We start from the raw sequence: 18,336 nt of genomic DNA on the forward strand, positions 1-18,336 counted from the left end.
GGAAGTATGCGGTACCGGCGGTACACGGTTCTTCCGGATAGTTTAGCGACCGGGCGAGCGTCGTGTCTCGACCGGGCGAGCGTCGTGTCTCGACCGGGCGAGCGTCGTGCTGCTCAGGGGGCGAGGGCGGCCAGCTGCGCCCGCACGGCGCTGGCCACGCACCGGGCCGTGTCGTCCCAGGACGCCGAGGCCCCGTACGTCTCGGACAGGTCGACCACGTGCAGCCGGGAGAGCCTGGCCTCCGGCGCGTCCGGGCGCACGGTCCCGGCGACGACCACCACAGGTATGCCGTACGGCTCGGCCGCGTCCACCACCCCGCCGACGACCTTGCCGTTGAAGGACTCGGCGTCCAGGGCGCCCTCACCGGTGACGACGGCGTCCGCTGCCGCGACCGCGTCCGCCAGCCCCACCTGCCCGGCGACCAGCGCCAGGCCCGGCACCAGCTCGCCGCCGAGGGCGACCAGGCCGCCGCCCAGGCCACCGGCGGCGCCGGCCCCGGGGACACCGGAGACGTCGACCCCGAACCTCTCGACATACTCGCCCTGGATCTCGAACAACCTGCCGGTGAGCTCGACGATCTGCTGGGAGGAGGCGCCCTTCTGCGGGCCGAAGACGATGGCGGCGTCGGCGAATCCGGTCTGCACGTCGCAGGCGGCCAGCAGCTCGCACCCGCGATCGCCCGGTCGCTGCCCGTCCAGCGCGTCGAGCACCGCGGTCACCGCACCGGTCCCGCCGTCGCTCATCGCCGACCCGCCCAGCCCGACGATCACCCGTCGCGCCCCGGCGAGCACCGCCTCGGCGATCAGCTCACCGGTGCCGGTGCTCGTGGCGGTCATCGGGTCGTTGCCCTCCTTGCCGCCGGCCATCTGCAACCCGCTGGCCGCCGCCGACTCGACCACCGCGACGCGGTCCTCACCGAACCGCCATCGGGCCTCGACCGCGATGCCGCCGGGCCCGGTCACGGTGGAGGTGCGGTTCGCCCCGCCGAAAGCGTCCAGCATGCCCTCGCCGCCGTCGGCCATCGGTCGCTCGATCACCCTCCAGCCCAGCTCCTCGGCCCCGGCGCGCGCCGCGGCGACCACCTCCGGAGCGGTGAGCGACCCGCGGAACTTGTCCGGGGCGAGGAGGACGGTGCGGGCGTGGGCGTCGTCTGCTGAGGTCACACCTCGACCCTAGACGGCACGGGGGCTGGCGCGCGGGACGATTGTGGACAAGGATGTGCGCTCATGAGGATGTCGACGCGGACCCGCCCCCTGATCGCCGCGATCGCGGCCAGCGCCCTGCTCGCCGGATGCAGTGCCGGCTCCAGCACCAGCACGCCCACCAGCGAGGACGACCAGGGCGGCGGCGAGGGCGCCGGCAGCACCGACGACGCCTCGGGGGAGGGCGGCGGCTCGCAGGAGACCGTCCGGGTCGGCCTGGTCGCCGAGCCCGCGAGCCTGGACTTCACCACCACCGACGGCGCGGCCATCCCGCAGCTGCTGCTGGACAACATCTACGAGACGCTGGTCACCGTCGACGTGGAGACCGGCGAGATCATCCCGGCGCTGGCCACCGAGTGGGAGATCAGCGAGGACCGGCTGACGTACACCTTCACGCTGGAAGAGGGCGTCACCTTCTCCGACGGCAGCGAGTTCACCGCCGAGGACGCCGCCTTCTCCCTGGAGCGGGTCTCCTCGGACGACTGGACCATCAGCCTCGCGTCCCAGCTCGACGTGGTCGAGTCGGTCGAGGCGACGGACGAGACGACCCTCGAGGTCACCCTGACCCAGCCCAGCAACTCCTTCCTGTATGCCCTCACCACCCGGGTGGGCGCCATGTTCGACACCGAGGGCGTCGACAACCTCGCCGAGGAGGCCATCGGCACCGGGCCCTACACCTTCGGCTCCTGGGACCGGGGCTCGATGGTCACCCTCAACCGCAACGACGACTACCACGGGGAGGTGCCCTACTTCTCCACCGTGGAGATGCGCTACTACCAGGACGCCAACGCGCTGAACAACGCCATGCTGACCGACGCGATCGACGTGGTCGGCACGGTCCAGGCCCCGGAGTCGCTGGCCGAGTTCGAGGGCGGGGACTACCAGATCATCGAGGGCACCACCAACGGCGAGATCGTCCTCTCGATGAACCAGTCCGAGGGTGAGGCGCTCGCGGACCCCGACCTGCGCGCGGCCGTCCGGCACGCCATCGACCACCAGGCGCTGCTGGACACCTGCTGGGCCGGACGCGGCGAGCTCATCGGCTCGATGGTCCCGCCGACCGACCCCTGGTACGAGGACCGCACCGGCGACTTCCCCTACGACATGGAGGAGGCGCAGCGGCTCATCGCGGAGGCCGGCGCCGAAGGCACCGAGCTGCGGCTGCGCATCCCGAGCCTGCCGTACGCCGTCTCCTGCGGCACCGTGGTCGAGTCGATGCTGGAGGACGCCGGCCTGTCGGTCACCATCGACCAGCTGGAGTTCCCGGCGGCGTGGCTGGAGACGGTCTTCACCAACAAGGACTTCGACATGTCGATCGTCAGCCACGTGGAGCCCCGCGACATGGCCAACGTCTTCGGCAGCCCGGACTACTACACGACCTACGGCACCGAGGAGGTCCAGGCGCTGTTCGCCGAGGCCGACGCCGGCACCGAGGAGGAGCAGGTCGCCGCGATGCAGGAGGCCGCCGCGCTGATCAGCGAGGACGCCGCCGCCGACTTCCTCTTCCTGCTGCCCAACCTGATGGTCTCCGACCCGGACATCACCGGGCTGCCGACCAACGCGATCAAGGAGTCGTTCGACCTGTCCAAGCTGGCGCGGGGCTGACGCACACCGATGCTTCTCCGTCTGCTGCACCGCGCTGCGGTGCTCGCCCTGAGCGTGCTCGCTGCCTCGCTGGTGGTCTTCGGCTTCATGCGGGTGCTGCCCGGCGACCCCGCCCGGGTGGCCCTGGGCATCAACGCCTCCGACGACGCCGTGGCGCGGCTGCGGACCGAGTTCGGGCTGGACCGGCCGGTGCTGGTGCAGTACCTGGACTGGATGCGCGGGATGGTCACCTTCGACCCGGGCATCGAGTTCATCTCCCGGTCCGAGATCGGGCCGCAGATCGCCGACCGGCTGCAGGTCACGCTGATCCTGGTGCTGACCGCGATGGTGGTGGCGATCGTGGTGGCGGTCCCGGTCGGGGTGTGGATGGCCGTCCGGCACCGGCACGTGGACGGGGTGGTGCTCTCGGCGCTGTCCCAGGTCGGGGTCGCAGTCCCGGCGTTCCTGGCCGGCATCGTGCTCATCTCGGTCTTCGCGGTGAATTTGGGCTGGGTGCCTGCCGGCGGCTGGGTGGTCCCGGCGCAGGACCCGGTCGGCTTCCTGCAGCGGCTGGCGCTGCCGACGATCTCGCTGGCCCTGGTGCAGGCCGCGGTGCTGGCCCGCTACGTCCGCTCCGCGGTGCTGGACGTGCTGCGCGAGGACTACCTGCGCACCGCCAGGGCCAAGGGCCTGCGCCCGGTGCAGGCGCTGTGGCGGCACGGGCTGCGCAACGCCGCGGTGCCCGTCGTCACCGTCCTCGGCCTGCAGCTGGCGACCCTGCTCATCGGCGCCGTGGTCATCGAGCGGGTCTTCGTGATCCCCGGCCTGGGGTCGCTGCTGCTGGACTCGGTGGCCCAGCGTGAGCTGCTCACCGTGCAGGCCGTGGTGATGGTGCTGGTGGTGGCGGTGCTGGTGATCAACTTCATCGTGGACACCCTCTACCTGGTCATCGACCCCCGGCTCCGGGCGGGGTCACGATGAGCGAGGTGACCCAGGGCATACCCGCCGACGGTGCGTCCGGCAGTGACGGCGCAGCGGACGGTCAGGCGAGCCAGGCCCCGGCCGGTGGGGGCGCCCGCCGCGCGCTCAACCCCTCGCTGCTGGTCGGTGGTGCGCTCGTGCTGGTGGTCGTCGCGCTGGCGCTGGTCTCCTACGTGTGGACCCCGTACGCGCCGATGCGGGTGCTGCCGGTCGAGGCATACCAGACACCGAACGCGGAGCACTGGCTCGGCACCGACCGGCTGCGCCGGGACGTACTCACCCAGATCCTGGTCGGCGCCCGGACCACCCTCTACGTCGGTTTCGTGGCGGTCGGGGTCGCCGCGGTCATCGGGGTGCCGCTGGGGATCCTGGCGGCGATGACCCCGGGCTGGCTGGGGCAGCTGGTGATGCGCTCCAACGACGTGCTGCTGGCGTTCCCGGCGCTGCTGCTGGCGATCATGTTCGCCGCCCTCTACGGCGGCTCGACCCGGGTCGCGATGATCGCCATCGGCGTCGCGACCATCCCGGCGTTCGCCCGGATCACCCGGTCCGGGGCGCTCGGGGTGATGAAGACGGAGTATGTCGTCGCGGCCCGGGCCGCGGGCCGGTCACCGCTGGCGATCGCGGTGCGGCACGTGCTGCCCAACGTGGCCGGGCTCATCATCGTCCAGGCGTCGGTCTCCTTCGCGATCGCCATCCTGGCCGAGGCGGCGCTGGCCTACCTCGGCCTGGGCACCCCGACCGGCCAGGCCTCCTGGGGGCGGATGCTCTTCGAGGCCCAGACCACGCTGCGGTCCGCACCGCACCTCGCGCTGATCCCCGGTGCCGCGATCGCGGTCTCGGTGCTCGGCTTCAACCTCTTCGGGGACGGCCTGCGGGACTGGCTGGACCCCAAGCTGGAGAGCCGATGAGCAGCACCGTGCTGGACGTCCGGGACCTGTCCGTGCGGACCGGTGACATCGCGCTGCTCGACGAGGTGAGCCTGTCCATCGAGCGCGGCGAACGGGTCGGGCTGATCGGCGAGTCGGGCTCCGGCAAGTCGCTGACCGCGCTCGCCGTGATGGGCCTGCTGGGCGAGGGCCTGCACGCCACCGGTGACGTGCGCCTGGCAGGGCGCACCCCCGCCGCCCACAACCTGCTCGAGCTGGGGGAGCGGGGGATGGCGCGGCTGCGCGGCGACGCCATGTCGATGGTCTTCCAGGAGCCGATGACCGCCCTCAACCCGACCATGCGGGTCGGTGCCCAGGTGGCCGAGGTGATGCTCATCCACGGCACCCGCAGCAAGGCCCAGGCCCGCTCCCGGGTGGTCGAGCTGCTGGAGCAGGTGGGGCTGCCGGACCCCTCCCACCTGGCCCGGGCCTACCCGCACGAGCTCTCCGGCGGGCAGCGGCAGCGGGTGGTGCTGGCGATCGCGCTGGCCAACGACCCGGCGCTGCTGATCTGCGACGAGCCCACCACCGCGCTGGACGTGACCGTGCAGGCCACCGTGCTGGACCTGGTGGTCCGCGGGGTCGAGGACCGGGAGGCCGCGCTGCTGTTCATCACCCACGACCTGGCCGTCGTCGCGACGGTCTGCGAGCGGGTGCTGGTGATGTACGGCGGGCGGATCGTGGAGGCCGGGCCGGTCACCGAGGTCTTCGCCGACCCCCGGCACCGCTACACCCAGGGCCTCATCGCCGCCTCCGACCTCACCGGCGACCACGGCCGACGGGGCCGGGCGGCGCTGCCGACGATCCCGGGCACGGTCCCCTCCGCCGGGCGGTTCCCGGCCGGCTGCGTCTTCCGGACCCGCTGCGGGCACGCCACCGAGACCTGCGCGCAGGTGCCGTCCTGGACCTCCCGCGGAGAGCACCCGGCCGGCGAGCGTGCCCGCGGCTACGCCTGCTTCCACCCGCACACCCCGTCCGAGGCAGACTCCCCGGCGGGCGCGGACTCCCGACCGAGCACCGACTCCCGACCGGCCGACGACTCCACACCCGCCGACGACTCCCGACCGAGCGTCGCGAACGGTTCCTCCCACCCCCACCGAGCGTCAGGAATGGTTGCTGATGACGACTGACGGCCCGGTGATCGAGCTCCGCGAGGTATGCCGGGACTTCCGGCGGCCCCGCACGTCGCTGCGCGAGGCGCCCCCGGTGGTGCACGCCGTGCGCGGGGTCAGCCTGAGCGTCGAGCGCGGGGAGCGGGTCGGGATCGTGGGGGAGTCCGGCTCCGGCAAGTCCACCCTGCTGCGGATGATCTGCGGGCTGGACCGGCCGAGCTCCGGTGAGATCATCATCGACGGTCGCCCGGTGCACGACCAGTCGGCCCGTCGCCTGGGATGGCTGCGCGAGCAGCTGCAGCTCGTCTTCCAGGACCCGATGAGCAGCCTGGACCCCCGGATGCGGGTGCGGGACATCGTCGCCGAGCCCCTGGTGGCCCAGGGCAGGCGCGACGGGAACGCCGACCGGGTGACCGAGCTGCTGGAACGGGTGGGCCTCTCCGCGGAGGCGGGCGACCGCTACCCGCACCAGTTCTCCGGCGGCCAGCGGCAACGCATCTCGGTCGCCCGTGCGCTCGCCCCCGACCCCGACATCCTGGTCGCCGACGAGCCGGTCTCGGCGCTGGACGTCTCGGTCCGTGCCCAGGTCCTCAACCTCATCGACGAGGTGGTCGAGGCCTATCACCTCAGCCTCGTCTTCGTCAGCCACGACCTGTCCGTGGTCCGCCACGTGTGCGACCGGGTGGCGGTGATGCGCCGTGGTGAGATCGTCGAGGTGGCACCCACCGAACAGCTCTTCGCCGACCCGCAGCACGAGTACACCCGGTCCCTGGTGGCCGCCATCCCGGACCTGCAGTCCGCACTCGCCGGGCGCACCGCCCGGGACCTGGCCCAGGGCGTGGCCGACGGGTTGTGACCCCGCGTTCGCCGTGCCGCGCACCCGCGCACCTTCGGTGGTGAGACGCCCCGCCGTGACCCGGACGACGGCATACCTGCTGGTCGGTGACGTGCGGGCGGGTGCGCGGAGGTAGCCGCGGGCGGGGCCGGCCGTTAGCGTGGAGCGGCATGAGCAGTGAGCGAGCCGAGGTGTCCGGGCCCGACCAGGTGACCGACGTGTCGGGCGGACGTGCCGACCCGGTGGTGCCGGGGCCGCTGCCGCCGCTCGCCGCGTGGCTGGGCGGGGCGCTCCTGGGGGTCGTCCTGGCGGCCGGTGTCGGGCTGCTGAGCCTGCGGATCCGGGCCGCCGAGAACGGGGTGCAGATCGACCTGGACAACCAGCTCGTCACGGTCGGCTCGCCCACCCTGCCGGTGCTGCCGCTACTGGCGGTCCCGGTGCTCGGGGCGCTGGTGCTGGCGGTCGTGCTGCTGGTGCCCCGGGGCGGCAGGACCGGCGTGCGGGCGGGACTGCCGCTCGGGTTCGCGGCTGCCTCGGCGGCGTTGGTGGTGTGGGCCTACGCGAGCAGGCCCGACGCGGACACGGTGGTCGAAGCCAGGACGACGGGGTCGGCCGACGGCGTGACCGCGTTCGGGGTCCCCGCCGGATGGCCCGGCTGGCTGCAGGAGGGCGGGCAGCACCCCACGGTGCATCTGCTCGTCGTGCTGGCGCTCGGCGCGCTGCCGCTGCTGCTGGCCCGTGGCCGGGCCCGCGCCCGTCCCCGAGTGCGGTCGGCCTAGCGAGACCTTCATCGCCCTATAGCGCGATGGAGGTCCTGCTAGACCGACCGCGGTCCCGGGGGAGGGGGGCGACGGCACCGGTATGCCCGACTCAGGGCAGGAAGATCCCGTTCCCCGGACCCAGGGGCAGGTCGGCGAAGTACCAGACCGCGACCAGGCTCATCCAGGCCAGCCAGAAGGGCACCACGAAGACGATCAGCCGGGACATGACGGTGCCCAGGCCGGCATCGGGCTCGTAGCGGCGCAGGAGGCCCAGGATGACGATCATGTAGGGGTTGAGCGGGGTGATGATCTGGGTCGCCGAGTCACCGACCCGGAAGGCGGCCTGGGTGAACGCGGGCTCCAGCCCGATCAGCGCGAACATCGGCACGAAGACCGCCGCCATCAGGGTCCACATCGAGGACCCGGACACGATGAACAGGTTGAGCAGCGAGGCGAGCAGCACGAAGCCGACCACCGCCGGGAAGCCGGTGAGCCCACTGGCCTCGAGCCCGGAGGCGCCCTGGACCGCGATCCAGGACCCGATCCCGGTCCAGGCGAAGAGCGCGATGAACTGGCCCAGGATGAACGCCAGCACCAGGAAGCTCATCATGTCGCCCAGGGCCCGGCCCATCATCGAGACGATGTCGCCCATCCCGGTCACGGTGCCGACCACCGCGCCGTAGACGATGCCCATCACCATGAAGTAGGCGAAGACGACGAAGACGATCGAGTCCAGCAGCGGTGAGCTCGGCAGGAAGCCGCCCTCCTCGTTGCGCCACGGCGAGGTCGGCACCAGCGTCGAGACCAGGATCACCGCGGTGAGCACGCCGGCCCCGAGCAGGGAGAGCAGCAGCCCGCGCTTCTCGCGCGGCTCCAGCTGGGCGGAGAGCTCGTCGTCCGGGGTGTCGTCGGGCCCGCTCTCCTGGGTCCGGGTGTCCTCGGCCAGAGCCTCGTCGCTGCTGCCGCCGCCCGCGGTCTCGCTGCTGACGGCAGCCACCTCGTCCCGGCTGACCTGCTCGGTCGGCACGTCCTGGCGGACCATCCGCGGCTCCAGCACGCGGTCGATGATGAACCCGCAGATGGCGCCCAGCAGCAGCGCCGCGACGATGTTGAAGTAGTAGTTGGAGACCGGGTTGACCGGGGTGGTGTCCAGCCCGGGCAGCGACTCCATGACCCCGGTGGTGATCCCGGCGAAGAGGGCGTCCAGCGAGGTCGGCACCAGGGCCGTGGAGTAGCCGGCACCGACCGCTGCGAACCCGCCCAGCAGCCCGGCGACCGGGTGCCGTCCGGCGGCCTTGAAGACCAGCGCGGCCAGCGGCGGGATGACGATGAACGCGGAGTCGGCCATCACCGAGCCGGTCACCCCGACCACGCCGACGACATACGGGAGCATCCACCGCGGTGCGGACCCGAACGCCTGCCGGACCACCGCGGACAGCATCCCGGTCTTCTCCGCGACCCCGACCGCCAGCAGGATCGTGATCACCGTCTGCAGCGGCGGGAAACCGACGTAGTTGGCACCGATGTTGCTGGTGAACCAGGCCATCCCCTCGCCGGTGAACAGGCCGCGGATGCTGATCGGGCCCTCGGAGGAGCCGGGGACGGTGACGCTGACGTCGGCCAGCGCCATCGCCGTCGAGACCACCCCGGTGATCAGGAAGAGGATGAGGAAGAGGGTGAACGGCTCGGGCAGCTTGTTTCCCCACCGCTCGATCGTGGTCAGCAGCCGGTCGCCCAGGCCCGGGCGTCGGGTGGTCGCGCTCTGGGTGCTCACCGCTCGTCCTCCTGTCCGGGCGTGCCGCCCGTGGAGCCGGCTTCGTCGGCTCCGTCGGTGCCGTCGAAGAAGGTGGCCGGATCCAGCACGCCGCCGGCCTCCTCGAACTCGGCGCGGGCCGCCTCGGCCAGCGCGTCGTCGGCCAGGAAGTCCCAGGCCGTGTGCGCCAGACCGACAGCGCCGTCCAGCGCGGCCTGCTCGGCGCGCGGGGTGGCGGCAGCCGCGGCGAAGGCCTCCGTGTGCAGGGCCGCGTCCGGGTCGGCGATGGCGATCATCGGGTGGATGCCGGGCACCCGGACGCTGACGTTGCCGAAGTCGGTGGACCCGGCGAGCACGTCGGGGACGACCCCGGCGGGCAGTACCTCCCGGCCCCGCTCGGCGAGGCTGGCGACCCAGCGGCCGCCCAGGGCCGCGTTGCCACGCACCGGCAGCGAGGGCGGGTAGTGATCCCACTCCCAGTCCACCGTGGTGTCGGTCATCAACGCAGCGCCGCTCATGATCCGCTCGACCCGGGCGGACAGGTCCACCAGGGTCTCCGGGAAGGCCGAACGCACGTAGAGGTCCATCCGGGCGCTCGCGGTGATGATGGAGGGGCGGGTGCCGCCGTCGGCGATCACCGCGTGCACCCGGTCCGAGGGCGCCATCTGCTGGCGGAGCAGGCCGATCCCCTGGTAGGCCAGGGCCGCCGCGTCCAGCGCGTTGCGCCCCTGGAACGGCTGCGCGGAGGCGTGCGCCGCGGTGCCGGTGAAGGTGACCGACAGCAGCCGACGACCCAGGAACAGGGTGTCGACCACGTCGTACCCGAACGGGTGCGTCATCACCGCCGCGTCGAGGCCGTCCCAGGCGCCGCCGGCGGCCATCACCTCCTTGCCGGTATGCCCCTCCTCGGCCGGGGTGCCGAGGAAGACCACCCGGCCCTGGACCTCGCTGGAGCCGTCGGCCACCAGGGCGGCCAGCGCCACGAAGGCCCCGACGCCGGTCGCGGCGATGACGTTGTGCCCGCAGGCGTGCCCGATGCCGGGCAGCGCGTCGTACTCGCTGAGCACGGCCACCGTGCGGTGCCGGTCCGGGTCGAAGCCGGGGGTGGCGACCTCGGCCCGCAGCGCGGTGGCCACACCGTGGGCGCCCACCTGCACGTCGAGGCCGGTGCGCTCGGTGATGACCCGGGCCAGCAGCGCCGCGGAGCGTTCCTCCTGGTAGGCGAGCTCGGGGTCCTGGTGCAGGCGGTGCACGATGCCGAGCAGGTCCTCGCGGGCCTCCTCGACGGCAGTGCCCAGCCGGGCACGGTCCTGCTCCGGGGCGCCGGTGAACTCGCTCACCGGGGGTTCCGCCGCGGCCATCGTGGCCCGGGTGCTCGCCTCGAGCTGGTCGAGGTAGGCGGTCGAGATCGTCGGTGCACTGTGGTGGGTACCCATCGCGCGATCGTAGGACGGATCGCGCTCGCGTGACAGGGTGAGAACCATGACCCAGCGTCCCGGCCCGACGAATTCCCTGCTCGACGTGACCGGCCTCTCGGTCGGTCACCATGAGCGCACCGACGCCGGACACCTCACCGGCACCACCGTCGTGCTGTGCCCGCCCGAGGGCGCGGTCGCCGGGGTGGACGTGCGCGGCGGTGGCCCCGGGACGCGGGAGACCGACCTGCTCGACCCCCGCAACATGGTGGAGCGGGTGCACGCGGTGACCCTCTCCGGCGGCTCCGCCTTCGGCCTGGCCGCCGCGGACGGGGTGATGCGGCACCTGTATGCCCAGGGCCGGGGCCTGGTGATGGGCGGCCCGGGGGAGGTGGTGCCGATCGTCCCGGGCGCGGTGGTCTTCGACCTCGGTCGGGGCGGCGACTTCGGTGCCGTGCCGGACGCGGGTTTCGGGCAGCAGGCGTGCGCGTCGGCGGGCGGGGCCGGTCCGGTGCTCGGGAGCGTGGGGGCCGGCACCGGAACACAGGCCGGGGGGCTACGGGGCGGGATCGGGGCCGCCAGCACGGTGCTCGAGAACGGCTCCACGGTGGCGGCGCTGGTCGTGGTGAATGCCGTCGGCTCCGCGGTGGACCCGGCGACGGGTGAGCTGTGGGGTGCCCGGCACCTGCTCGAGGGGGACCTGCACGGCATACCGGGGTGGCCGGAGGGGGCCAGGCCCCGGCCCCCCGGCCAGGAGGACCTGCAGGCGGCGCGGCAGGCGGCGGCGGAGGCGAACCCGACCAGCCGGGTGCCGCGCACGCTCGCCACCACGATCGGCGTGGTCGCCACCGACGCGGCGCTGACGACGGCGCAGTGCGGTCGGCTGGCGGGCAGCGGGCACGACGGGATGGCGAGGGCGATCAACCCGATCCACACGATGTTCGACGGGGACACGCTCTTCGGGCTGAGCACCGGGACGTGGGCCGGGGAAGGGACCGGGCCGGACAGCGCCGCCTTCCACGCGATGCTGCACGCGGCCGGCGAGGTGGTGACCCGGGCCGTCGTCCGGGCCATGCTGGCGGCGGACACGGTGACCACCCCCGCCGGCACCTGGCGCAGCTACCGCGACGCCTTCCCCTCCGCAGCCCCCTGACCTGACCCACCTCCGACCGGGCGAGCCTTGTGCTCTGACCGGGCGAGCGTTGTGCTGTGACCGGGCGAGCCTTGTGTCCCGACCGGGCGAGCGTTCTGCCCGCGACCGGACTGATGCGGCATACACTCGGCTCCCGTGACACCCGAGACCCAGCGTGACGTCGTCCTGACCCTCTCCTGCCCCGACCGGAAGGGCATCGTGCACGCGGTCGCGGGGGCGATGCTCGAGCACGACCTGACGATCACCGACTCGCAGCAGTTCGCGGACCCGAGCAGCGGTGAGTTCCACCTGCGTGTCGAGGCGACCCGTGAGGGAGCGCCGGTCGACGTCGAGACCCTGCGGGCGGCCCTGGCCCCCGTCGCCCAGGCCTTCACCGGGCAGTGGGAGGTGCGCGACCGGGCGGAGCCGCTGCGGCTGCTGGTGATGGTGAGCAGGATGGGGCACTGCCTGAACGACCTGCTCTACCGCAGCCGGACCGGCCAGCTGCCGGTCGTCATCCCGGCGATCGTCTCCAACCACGAGGACTTCCGAGGCCTCGCGGAGTGGCACGACATCCCCTTCCACCACATCCCCGTCACCGCGGACACCAAGCCCCGGGCCGAGTCCGACCTGCGCGACCTCCTCGACGAGCACGCGGTCGACACGATCGCATTGGCCCGTTACATGCAGGTCCTGTCGCCCGACCTGTGCCGGGACTACTCCGGACGCATCATCAACATCCACCACTCGTTGCTGCCCAGCTTCAAGGGCGCCAAGCCCTACACGCAGGCGCACGACCGAGGGGTGAAGGTCATCGGTGCGACCGCGCACTACGTGACGGCCGACCTGGACGAGGGGCCGATCATCGAGCAGGACTTCCGACGGGTAGACCACCGGCTGACCCCGTCCCAGCTGGCCCAGCAGGGCCAGGAGCTGGAAGCCGCCGCCTTCTCGCGGGCCATCCGCTGGCACGCGGAGCACCGCGTCGTGCTCCGCGGTGGGCGGACGATCGTCTTCACCTGAGACGTGGACGCCGGGACGTCGTAGCGTGAGGGCATGAGCCTCGACTACGCCCAGATGTTCCGTCTCGACGACCGGCACGCCGTCGTCCTCGGCTGTGGCGGGATCGGTGCCGAGATGGTCGCCGGCCTGGCCGCCCAGGGGGCACGGGTCAGCTGCCTGGACAAGGACCTGGCCACCGCGGAAGCGGCGGCGGTGCGCGCGCCGGGCGGGGCGGCATACCCGGTGGACGTGCTGGACGAGGCCTCGGTGCGGGGGGTCGCGCAGCAGCTGGGGCAGGTCGACGTGCTCGTCCTGACCGCCGCCATGAACGTGCGCAAGCGGCTGCTGGACTACACGGCGGAGGAGTTCGACCGGGTGGTCGACCTGAACCTTCGCGGGACGTTCACCGCGGTGCGGGCGTTCGCGCCGCAGATGGTGGAGCGCGGGAGTGGGTCGATCGTGGTGCTGACCTCGATCCGGGCGGTGACCGTCGAGCCCGGGCAGGGGGTGTATGCCGCGACCAAGGCGGGTGCCATGCAGCTGGTCCGCACCTGGGCCGCGGAGCTCGGGCCGGCCGGCGTGCGGATCAACGCGGTCGCACCCGGGGTGGTCGAGACGCCGCTGACCCAGCAGATCCGGGACCAGGAGGACTGGGGCAGGGCGTATGCCGAGAAGTCGGCCCTGGGTCGCTGGGCGCGGCCCGAGGAGATGGTCGGGGCGACCTGCTGGCTGGCCTCGGACGCGGCCAGCTTCGTCACCGGTAGCCAGGTGATGGTCGATGGTGGCTGGACCGCGATCGACGGGCGCTTCACGCCGCCCGCCTGATCCGTCCGTCCGCGCCCCCTTCCTTCCCGAGCGAGCGTCCCCTTCCCGACCGGGCGTCGGCTGTGGTTGCCCTCAGCCCCACCGGGCGTCGGCTGTGGTTGCTGGCAGGCTGGGGCCATGGAGCGCTCGGTACTCGGACAGTTCGTCATCGCCAAGCTCGACGAGATGATCGACGTGGTCGCCGGGATGGACGCCACGGACGTCAACGTCGTCCCCGCTCTTCCTGGGGCCAACTCGGCCTACCAGATCCTCTACCACTGCCTGGGTATGACGGCCCAGTGGACACGGGAGGACGTGCTCGGCCTACCGACGGGGCGCGACCGCAGCGTCGAGTTCCAGCAGGCGGGGGACGTCGACGGGCTCATCATCCAGGCCCGCGCGGTACGTGCCCAGCTGTTGGTGGACCTGGCGTCCATGAGGCACGACCAGGCACCGTCCAGTCTCGCTCGCGCACGGGGCACGTTCTGGGTGGGCAGCGCGGAAGGCATACTGCTGCACGTCCTGGAGGAACTCTGCCAACACCTCGGGCATCTCGAGATCACCCGGGACCTGGTCGCCGGCAAGGCTGCCTGAGCAACCACGGTCGACGCTCGGTGGGTGTGGGGGCACCCACAACGGACGCTCGGTCGGGGTTGAGGGTTGGGGGTGGGGGAGAGGTTGCGGGTCAGGTCGTCGGGTGGAGCAGCTGCTCGCCACGCTCCCGCAGCTCGACCTTGCGCACCTTGCCCGTCACCGTCATCGGGAACTCGTCGATCACCTGCACGTGCCGGGGGATCTTGTACCTCGCCAGCGAGCCCGCGCAGAACTCGGTGACCGCCTCGACGGTCAGCGGCTCGGCACCCTTGCGCATCCGCACCCAGGCCATCAGCTCCTCGCCGTAGCGCTCGTCCGGGACCCCGACGACCTGGGCGTCGACGACGTCCGGGTGGGTGAGCAGGAACTCCTCGACCTCGCGGGGGTAGATGTTCTCGCCGCCCCGGATCACCATGTCCTTGATTCGGCCGGTGATCTGCACATACCCCTGGTCGTCCATCACCCCGATGTCGCCGGTGGTCATCCACCCGTCGTGCAGCACCTCGGCGGTCCGCTCCGGGTCCTCCCAGTAGCCGAGCATCACCGAGTACCCCTTGGTGCAGAACTCCCCGGGCTCCCCGCGCGGCACCACCTCGCGCGTCACCGGGTCGACGATCTGCACCTCCAGGTGCGGCCCGACCCTCCCGACCGTGCCGACCTTCTTCTCGAACGGGTCCGTCGGTGAGGTCTGCGTCGAGACCGGCGACGTCTCGGTCATCCCGTAGCAGATCGTCATCTCCCGCACCCCGGCGTCGATCAGCCACCGCATCACCGACTCCGGGCACAGCGAACCGGCCATGATCCCGGTCCGCACCGAGGTCAGGTCCTCCTCGGTGAACTCCTCCTCGGCCTCGATGAGCTCCTTGAGGGCGATGAACATGGTGGGCACGCCGTAGAGCGAGGTGCACTGCTCCTGACGCACTGCGCGCAGCGTCGCCGCCGCGTCGAAGCCGGGACCGGGGATGACCATGCACGCACCGTGGGTGACGGCCGCAAGGTTGCCCATCACCATCCCGAAGCAGTGGTAGAAGGGCACCGGGATGCAGATGATGTCGCGCGCCCGGTACCGGCACCCCTCCCCGACGAACCACCCGTTGTTGAGGATGTTGCGGTGCGAGAGGGTGGCGCCCTTGGGGAAGCCGGTGGTCCCGGAGGTGTACTGGATGTTGATCGGGTCCTCCGGCGACAGCTCGGCCTGCAGCTCGCCGAGCCGCGCCGGGCTGACCTGGTGCGCCCCGCCGAGCAGCGCCTCCCAGCTCTCCTGGCCGATGACCAGCACCTGGACGAGGTCCGGGCACTCGCCACGGACCTGCGCGACCATCTCCGGGTAGTCGCTGCCCCGGAAGGACTCCGCGGTCACCAGGGTGCTCACCCCCGCCTGGCGCAGCACGAAGGACAGCTCGTGCGTCCGGTATGCCGGGTTGATGGTGACCAGGACGGCACCGATCTTGGCGGTCGCCAGCTGCACCAGGGTCCACTCGGCGCAGTTGGGCGCCCAGATGCCGACCCGGTCCCCGGTGCGCACCCCGGAGGCGATGAACGCCCGCGCCATCTGGTTCACGTCGTTGACCAGCTCGGTGTAGGTCCAGCGTCGCCCGCCGGGGACGTCGACGAGCGCCTCGCGGTCGCCGTGCTGCAGCGCCGTGGCGTCCAGGTTGTCGCCGATCGTCTGCTCCAGCAGGGGAGAGTCCGTCGGGCCGGTGGTGTGCGCCAGTGCCTCAGCCATGCCCCCATCCTGCCGTCCGGTGAGGTCACCGCACCAGGGGAGGTCCACGGGCCTAGAGTTGTCGGTATGACGATCACCGCCGATCCGGCGCGCGAGGCACGTATCCGTGACCTGTCCCGCGCCCACGTGATGACTTCCTGGTCCGCTCAGCGGGCCATCGACCCCCTACCGCTGGCCGGAGGAGAGGGGGCGTACTTCTGGGACCACCAGGGTCGACGCTTCCTCGACTTCACCTCCCAGCTGGTCAACGTCAACATCGGGTACCAGCACCCCCGGCTCAGCGCCGCGATCGCCGAGGCCGCGGGCCGGCTGACGACGGTGGCACCCGCCTTCGCCGAGGAGAGCCGCGCCGAGGCGGCCGCGCTGATCGCCGGGGTGGCACCGGAGGGCCTGAACAAGGTCTTCTTCACCAACGGTGGCGCGGAGGCCAACGAGAACGCCCTGCGGATGGCCCGGGCGCACACCGGTCGGCACACGGTGCTCGCGGCATACCGCAGCTATCACGGGGCGACGGCCGCCGCGATCACGCTGACCGGGGAACCGCGACGCTGGGGCGCAACCCCCGGTATGCCGGGGGTCGTCCACTTCTGGGGACCGCACCTGTACCGCAGCGAGTTCGGCGCGAGCAGCGAGCAGGAGGAGGGCGAGCGGGCGCTGCGGCACCTGCGGCACACGGTGGAGGCCGAGGGGCCGCACCAGGTGGCGGCGATCTTCCTCGAGACGGTCGTCGGCTCCAACGGCATCCTGGTGCCGCCGCCGGGGTACCTGGACGGGGTGCGCGAGCTGTGCGACGAGTACGGCATCCTGCTGGTCCTGGACGAGGTGATGGCCGGCTTCGGCCGCACCGGTGCCTGGTTCGCCCTCGACCACTGGGGGGTGCGCCCGGACCTGATCACCTTCGCCAAGGGCGTGAACTCCGGCTACGTCCCGCTGGGCGGGGTCGTCATCTCCGACGAGATCGCGGCGACCTTCGACGACCGGCCCTTCCCGGGCGGGCTCACCTACTCCGGGCACGCCCTGGCGACGGCGTCTGCGGTCGCGGCGATCACCATCATGCGCGAGGAGGGGATCGTCGAGCACGCCGCCGAGGTGGGCCGACGCAGCCTCGGTCCCGCCGCAGAGGCGCTGACCGGGGTCAGTGACCTGGTGGGCGACGTGCGCGGTCTGGGGGTCTTCTGGGTGGCCGAGCTGGTCGCCGACCGGCAGACACGGGAGCCGGCGGACGCGGCGACGATGAAGGCGGTGCACGCGGCCTGCGTCGCGCGGGGTATGTGGCCGCTGGCCGTCGCGAACCGGGTGCACCTGGTGCCGCCGTGCGTGATCAGCCATGAGGACGCCACCCGCGGCGTCGACATCCTCGCCGAGGCGCTGCGCGAGGTGGCCGGATGATCGCGGGCCTCCCGGCCCTCGTCGAGGCCAGGATCAGCGTGCCGGACCCGGACGCCGCCAAGCGGATCGCCGACGACCTGGTGGCCCGACAGCTGGCGGCCTGCGTGCAGGTGCTGGGGCCGATGGTCTCGGTCTACACCTGGCGCGGCGAGGTGCACCGGAACGAGGAGTGGCTCCTGCTGGTCAAGACCACGGAGTCGGCGTTTCCCCGGGTGGTGGAGGTGGTGCGCGCGATCCATGCCTACGACGTGCCCGAGGTGGTGGCGGTGCCGGTGCTGCACAGCACCGATGGCTATGCGGACTGGGTGCGGGAGAACTCACGCGGCCTGACCGACCGGGACGTGCCCGAGGGCTGAGAGAGCGGGCGACGAGAATCGAACTCGCGTATTCAGCTTGGGAAGCTGATGTTCTACCATTGAACTACGCCCGCAGGACCCTGAACCAGGGTCGGGCAGCCATATTAACCGGACCGTGGGCGCCCTCCAAGTCGCCCCCCGGTTAGGGTGTCAGCGTGCTGCTCTCCGACCGCGACATCCACGCCCAGATCGACGCGGGCAGGGTCCGTCTCGAGCCCTGGGATCCGGCGATGGTCCAGCCGTCGAGCATCGATGTGCGCCTGGATCGCTACTTCCGGTTGTTCGACAACCACAAGTACGCGGTGATCGACCCGGCCCAGGAACAGCCCGACCTCACCCGCCTGGTCGAGGTCGACCCGGGTGACACCTTCGTGCTGCACCCCGGCGAGTTCGTCCTGGGCTCGACCTACGAGGAGGTCTCGCTGCCGGACGACGTCGCTGCCCGGGTGGAGGGCAAGTCCTCGCTGGGCAGGCTGGGGTTGCTGACGCACGCCACTGCCGGCTTCGTGGATCCGGGTTTCACCGGGCACGTGACGCTGGAGCTGTCCAACGTGGCGACCTTGCCGATCGTGCTGCATCCCGGGATGAAGATCGGGCAGCTGTGCTTCTTCCAGCTCAGCTCGGCCTCCGAGCATCCCTACGGCAGCTCGCAGAAGGGCAGCCACTACCAGGGGCAGCGGGGTCCGACCGCGAGCAGGTCCTGGTCGAACTTCACCCGGGTGGACGTCCGCCGCACCGAGGGCTGACACTCCGGGACGCTC

Annotated in this window: 17 protein-coding genes and 1 tRNA gene; 13 read left to right on the forward strand and 5 right to left on the reverse strand. The window is 72.0% G+C overall.

What is annotated here, in order from left to right; translation table 11 throughout:
* Nucleotides 1-113: 113 nt before the first annotated feature.
* Nucleotides 114-1,163, reverse strand: a complete 1,050-nt coding sequence (locus tag ACI3EY_RS14180) for a glycerate kinase (protein ID WP_405040837.1) — start codon at nt 1,161-1,163, stop codon at nt 114-116.
* Nucleotides 1,164-1,226: 63 nt separating this feature from the next.
* On the opposite strand from ACI3EY_RS14180, the gene ACI3EY_RS14185 reads away from it, so the two are divergent.
* From ACI3EY_RS14185 to ACI3EY_RS14210, 6 genes are all read left to right on the forward strand, one after another.
* Entirely contained in the window at nt 1,227-2,807 is a 1,581-nt protein-coding gene (locus tag ACI3EY_RS14185; protein ID WP_405040838.1) for an ABC transporter substrate-binding protein, read from the forward strand.
* 9 nt (nt 2,808-2,816) lie between these two features.
* Nucleotides 2,817-3,767 (forward strand): ABC transporter permease, encoded by a 951-nt coding sequence (locus ACI3EY_RS14190; protein ID WP_405036593.1) that lies wholly within the window; start codon nt 2,817-2,819, stop codon nt 3,765-3,767.
* Nucleotides 3,764-4,678: an ABC transporter permease gene (locus ACI3EY_RS14195; protein ID WP_405040839.1), complete on the forward strand. Its 915-nt coding sequence runs from the start codon at nt 3,764-3,766 to the stop codon at nt 4,676-4,678. The genes ACI3EY_RS14190 and ACI3EY_RS14195 overlap by 4 nt, the downstream gene beginning before the upstream one ends.
* A complete protein-coding gene (locus tag ACI3EY_RS14200) occupies nt 4,675-5,826 on the forward strand; it encodes an ABC transporter ATP-binding protein (RefSeq protein ID WP_405040840.1) in 1,152 nt (383 codons plus the stop codon). Before ACI3EY_RS14195 ends, ACI3EY_RS14200 begins: the two co-directional genes overlap by 4 nt.
* The gene (locus ACI3EY_RS14205) at nt 5,816-6,664 is read left to right on the forward strand and encodes an ATP-binding cassette domain-containing protein (RefSeq protein WP_405036590.1); all 849 of its coding nucleotides are present in this window, start codon (nt 5,816-5,818) and stop codon (nt 6,662-6,664) included. Before ACI3EY_RS14200 ends, ACI3EY_RS14205 begins: the two co-directional genes overlap by 11 nt.
* Nucleotides 6,665-6,813: 149 nt before the next feature.
* Nucleotides 6,814-7,422, forward strand: coding sequence for a hypothetical protein (locus tag ACI3EY_RS14210; RefSeq protein ID WP_405040841.1), 609 nt, complete (start codon nt 6,814-6,816; stop codon nt 7,420-7,422).
* Between the two features lie 91 nt (nt 7,423-7,513).
* On the opposite strand, the gene ACI3EY_RS14215 is transcribed toward ACI3EY_RS14210, so the two are convergent.
* A complete protein-coding gene (locus ACI3EY_RS14215) occupies nt 7,514-9,178 on the reverse strand; it encodes an AbgT family transporter (protein WP_405040842.1) in 1,665 nt (554 codons plus the stop codon).
* A complete protein-coding gene (locus ACI3EY_RS14220; RefSeq protein ID WP_405040843.1) occupies nt 9,175-10,593 on the reverse strand; it encodes an amidohydrolase in 1,419 nt (472 codons plus the stop codon). The genes ACI3EY_RS14215 and ACI3EY_RS14220 overlap by 4 nt, the downstream gene beginning before the upstream one ends.
* Before the next feature lie 46 nt (nt 10,594-10,639).
* On the opposite strand from ACI3EY_RS14220, the gene ACI3EY_RS14225 reads away from it, so the two are divergent.
* The 4 genes from ACI3EY_RS14225 to ACI3EY_RS14240 all read left to right on the forward strand — a co-directional run bounded on the left by ACI3EY_RS14225 (nt 10,640) and on the right by ACI3EY_RS14240 (nt 14,104).
* The gene (locus ACI3EY_RS14225) at nt 10,640-11,725 is read left to right on the forward strand and encodes a P1 family peptidase (RefSeq protein WP_405040844.1); all 1,086 of its coding nucleotides are present in this window, start codon (nt 10,640-10,642) and stop codon (nt 11,723-11,725) included.
* Nucleotides 11,726-11,860: 135 nt separating this feature from the next.
* Nucleotides 11,861-12,727, forward strand: coding sequence for a formyltetrahydrofolate deformylase (gene purU / locus ACI3EY_RS14230; protein WP_405040845.1), 867 nt, complete (start codon nt 11,861-11,863; stop codon nt 12,725-12,727).
* A gap of 33 nt (nt 12,728-12,760) precedes the next feature.
* A complete protein-coding gene (locus ACI3EY_RS14235) occupies nt 12,761-13,531 on the forward strand; it encodes an SDR family NAD(P)-dependent oxidoreductase (protein ID WP_405036584.1) in 771 nt (256 codons plus the stop codon).
* A gap of 117 nt (nt 13,532-13,648) precedes the next feature.
* Nucleotides 13,649-14,104 (forward strand): mycothiol transferase, encoded by a 456-nt coding sequence (locus ACI3EY_RS14240; protein ID WP_405040846.1) that lies wholly within the window; start codon nt 13,649-13,651, stop codon nt 14,102-14,104.
* 91 nt (nt 14,105-14,195) lie between these two features.
* On the opposite strand, the gene ACI3EY_RS14245 is transcribed toward ACI3EY_RS14240, so the two are convergent.
* On the reverse strand, nt 14,196-15,830 hold the full coding sequence (locus tag ACI3EY_RS14245) for an AMP-binding protein (protein ID WP_405040847.1): 1,635 nt from the start codon (nt 15,828-15,830) through the stop codon (nt 14,196-14,198).
* 66 nt (nt 15,831-15,896) lie between these two features.
* On the opposite strand from ACI3EY_RS14245, the gene ACI3EY_RS14250 reads away from it, so the two are divergent.
* Both ACI3EY_RS14250 and cutA read left to right on the forward strand, forming a co-directional pair.
* A complete protein-coding gene (locus tag ACI3EY_RS14250) occupies nt 15,897-17,219 on the forward strand; it encodes an aminotransferase class III-fold pyridoxal phosphate-dependent enzyme (RefSeq protein ID WP_405040848.1) in 1,323 nt (440 codons plus the stop codon).
* Nucleotides 17,216-17,575, forward strand: coding sequence for a divalent-cation tolerance protein CutA (cutA, locus tag ACI3EY_RS14255; protein ID WP_405040849.1), 360 nt, complete (start codon nt 17,216-17,218; stop codon nt 17,573-17,575). The genes ACI3EY_RS14250 and cutA overlap by 4 nt, the downstream gene beginning before the upstream one ends.
* 3 nt (nt 17,576-17,578) lie before the next feature.
* Here the strand turns inward: cutA and ACI3EY_RS14260 are convergent.
* A tRNA-Gly gene (locus tag ACI3EY_RS14260) sits at nt 17,579-17,649 on the reverse strand.
* 81 nt (nt 17,650-17,730) lie between these two features.
* Between ACI3EY_RS14260 and dcd the strand changes: the two genes are divergently transcribed.
* Nucleotides 17,731-18,321 (forward strand): dCTP deaminase, encoded by a 591-nt coding sequence (dcd, locus tag ACI3EY_RS14265; RefSeq protein WP_405036579.1) that lies wholly within the window; start codon nt 17,731-17,733, stop codon nt 18,319-18,321.
* The last annotated feature ends 15 nt before the right edge of the window (nt 18,322-18,336 follow it).

It is taken from the genome of Serinicoccus shuyuelongi, assembly GCF_045032955.1.
In the GTDB taxonomy this organism is placed as follows: Bacteria; Actinomycetota; Actinomycetes; order Actinomycetales; family Dermatophilaceae; genus Ornithinicoccus.

Excerpts from the sequence above, each read along its gene's own strand:
- ACI3EY_RS14185 (WP_405040838.1), top strand. The coding sequence starts at position 1,227 with ATGAGGATGTCGACGCGGACCCGCCCCCTGATCGCCGCGATCGCGGCC.
- ACI3EY_RS14190 (WP_405036593.1), top strand. The coding sequence starts at position 2,817 with ATGCTTCTCCGTCTGCTGCACCGCGCTGCGGTGCTCGCCCTGAGCGTG.
- ACI3EY_RS14195 (WP_405040839.1), top strand. The coding sequence starts at position 3,764 with ATGAGCGAGGTGACCCAGGGCATACCCGCCGACGGTGCGTCCGGCAGT.
- ACI3EY_RS14200 (WP_405040840.1), top strand. The coding sequence starts at position 4,675 with ATGAGCAGCACCGTGCTGGACGTCCGGGACCTGTCCGTGCGGACCGGT.
- ACI3EY_RS14205 (WP_405036590.1), top strand. The coding sequence starts at position 5,816 with ATGACGACTGACGGCCCGGTGATCGAGCTCCGCGAGGTATGCCGGGAC.
- ACI3EY_RS14210 (WP_405040841.1), top strand. The coding sequence starts at position 6,814 with ATGAGCAGTGAGCGAGCCGAGGTGTCCGGGCCCGACCAGGTGACCGAC.
- ACI3EY_RS14220 (WP_405040843.1), bottom strand. The coding sequence starts at position 10,593 with ATGGGTACCCACCACAGTGCACCGACGATCTCGACCGCCTACCTCGAC.
- ACI3EY_RS14225 (WP_405040844.1), top strand. The coding sequence starts at position 10,640 with ATGACCCAGCGTCCCGGCCCGACGAATTCCCTGCTCGACGTGACCGGC.
- ACI3EY_RS14235 (WP_405036584.1), top strand. The coding sequence starts at position 12,761 with ATGAGCCTCGACTACGCCCAGATGTTCCGTCTCGACGACCGGCACGCC.
- ACI3EY_RS14240 (WP_405040846.1), top strand. The coding sequence starts at position 13,649 with ATGGAGCGCTCGGTACTCGGACAGTTCGTCATCGCCAAGCTCGACGAG.
- ACI3EY_RS14245 (WP_405040847.1), bottom strand. The coding sequence starts at position 15,830 with ATGGCTGAGGCACTGGCGCACACCACCGGCCCGACGGACTCTCCCCTG.
- ACI3EY_RS14250 (WP_405040848.1), top strand. The coding sequence starts at position 15,897 with ATGACGATCACCGCCGATCCGGCGCGCGAGGCACGTATCCGTGACCTG.
- cutA (WP_405040849.1), top strand. The coding sequence starts at position 17,216 with ATGATCGCGGGCCTCCCGGCCCTCGTCGAGGCCAGGATCAGCGTGCCG.